Origin of the sequence: Sphingobacterium sp. xlx-130 (assembly GCF_011007405.1) — a bacterium.
GTDB classification, from domain to species: domain Bacteria; phylum Bacteroidota; class Bacteroidia; order Sphingobacteriales; family Sphingobacteriaceae; genus Sphingobacterium; species Sphingobacterium luzhongxinii.
In genome coordinates, this window is record NZ_WFKN01000017.1 from 1 (window position 1) to 1,947 (window position 1,947).

The 1,947-nt window shown below is 50.1% G+C and carries 2 tRNA genes and 1 rRNA gene; all 3 read left to right on the forward strand.

Annotated features, from left to right (window positions below):
* Positions 1-149 precede the first annotated feature (149 nt).
* Positions 150-1,677, forward strand: a 16S ribosomal RNA gene (locus G7B18_RS18870).
* A gap of 111 nt (positions 1,678-1,788) precedes the next feature.
* Positions 1,789-1,862: transfer RNA gene (locus tag G7B18_RS18875), tRNA-Ile, on the forward strand.
* A gap of 9 nt (positions 1,863-1,871) precedes the next feature.
* A tRNA-Ala gene (locus G7B18_RS18880) sits at positions 1,872-1,945 on the forward strand.
* Positions 1,946-1,947: the final 2 nt, after the last annotated feature.

Consider the following 1,947-nt stretch of genomic DNA (forward strand, 5'->3'; position numbering starts at 1 on the left):
AAAGTTCTTTAAAAAATGATCATGTAACGTAACGAGTAGTGTTGAGAAACGACGAAAGTTAAAAAAATCAGCCATTTGGTCCTAGAATCAGAAATTATAATAAAGACAATTCTATTTTCATAAATAGTCTTGGTCTTACACTTCATTTTACAATGGAGAGTTTGATCCTGGCTCAGGATGAACGCTAGCGGCAGGCCTAATACATGCAAGTCGAACGGGATCCATTTGTAGCTTGCTACTGATGGTGAGAGTGGCGCACGGGTGCGTAACGCGTGAGCAACCTGCCCATATCAGGGGTATAGCCCGGAGAAATCCGGATTAACACCGCATGAGATTACAGTTCCGCATGGGGCAGTAATTAAATATTTATAGGATATGGATGGGCTCGCGTGACATTAGCTAGTTGGTAGGGTAACGGCTTACCAAGGCTACGATGTCTAGGGGCTCTGAGAGGAGAATCCCCCACACTGGTACTGAGACACGGACCAGACTCCTACGGGAGGCAGCAGTAAGGAATATTGGTCAATGGAGGGAACTCTGAACCAGCCATGCCGCGTGCAGGACGACTGCCCTATGGGTTGTAAACTGCTTTTGTCAGGGAATAAACCTTTCTACGTGTAGGAAGCTGAATGTACCTGAAGAATAAGGATCGGCTAACTCCGTGCCAGCAGCCGCGGTAATACGGAGGATCCGAGCGTTATCCGGATTTATTGGGTTTAAAGGGTGCGTAGGCGGCCCATTAAGTCAGGGGTGAAATACGGCAGCTCAACTGTCGCAGTGCCTTTGATACTGATGGGCTTGAATGTGGTTGAAGATGGCGGAATGAGACAAGTAGCGGTGAAATGCATAGATATGTCTCAGAACTCCGATTGCGAAGGCAGCTATCTAAGCCATTATTGACGCTGATGCACGAAAGCGTGGGGATCAAACAGGATTAGATACCCTGGTAGTCCACGCCCTAAACGATGATAACTCGATGTTAGCGATACACCGTTAGCGTCTTAGCGAAAGCGTTAAGTTATCCACCTGGGGAGTACGCCCGCAAGGGTGAAACTCAAAGGAATTGACGGGGGCCCGCACAAGCGGAGGAGCATGTGGTTTAATTCGATGATACGCGAGGAACCTTACCCGGGCTTGAAAGTTAGTGAATGGGACAGAGACGTCCCAGTCCTTCGGGACACGAAACTAGGTGCTGCATGGCTGTCGTCAGCTCGTGCCGTGAGGTGTTGGGTTAAGTCCCGCAACGAGCGCAACCCCTATGTTTAGTTGCCAGCATGTAATGATGGGGACTCTAAACAGACTGCCTGCGTAAGCAGTGAGGAAGGTGGGGACGACGTCAAGTCATCATGGCCCTTACGTCCGGGGCTACACACGTGCTACAATGGATGGTACAGCGGGCAGCTACACAGCAATGTGATGCCAATCTCGAAAAGCCATTCACAGTTCGGATCGGGGTCTGCAACTCGACCCCGTGAAGTTGGATTCGCTAGTAATCGCGTATCAGCAATGACGCGGTGAATACGTTCCCGGGCCTTGTACACACCGCCCGTCAAGCCATGAAAGTTGGGGGTGCCTAAAGCATGTAACCGCAAGGAGCGTGTCAGGGCAAAACCGATAATTGGGGCTAAGTCGTAACAAGGTAGCCGTACCGGAAGGTGCGGCTGGAATACCTCCTTTCTAGAGCATTCGGGACCGGATCTCGTTACGTACACACATGATTATTAACAGAAAGTAAGAAGACAGTACCCACCCCGGTGGAGTGCCGAGAGAGATAGAGATATACAAGCTAGTCCCGTAGCTCAGTTGGTTAGAGCACTACACTGATAATGTAGGGGTCAGCAGTTCAAATCTGCTCGGGACTACGATATTTCGGGGAATTAGCTCAGCTGGCTAGAGCACCTGCCTTGCACGCAGGGGGTCAACGGTTCGAATCCGTTATTCTCCACG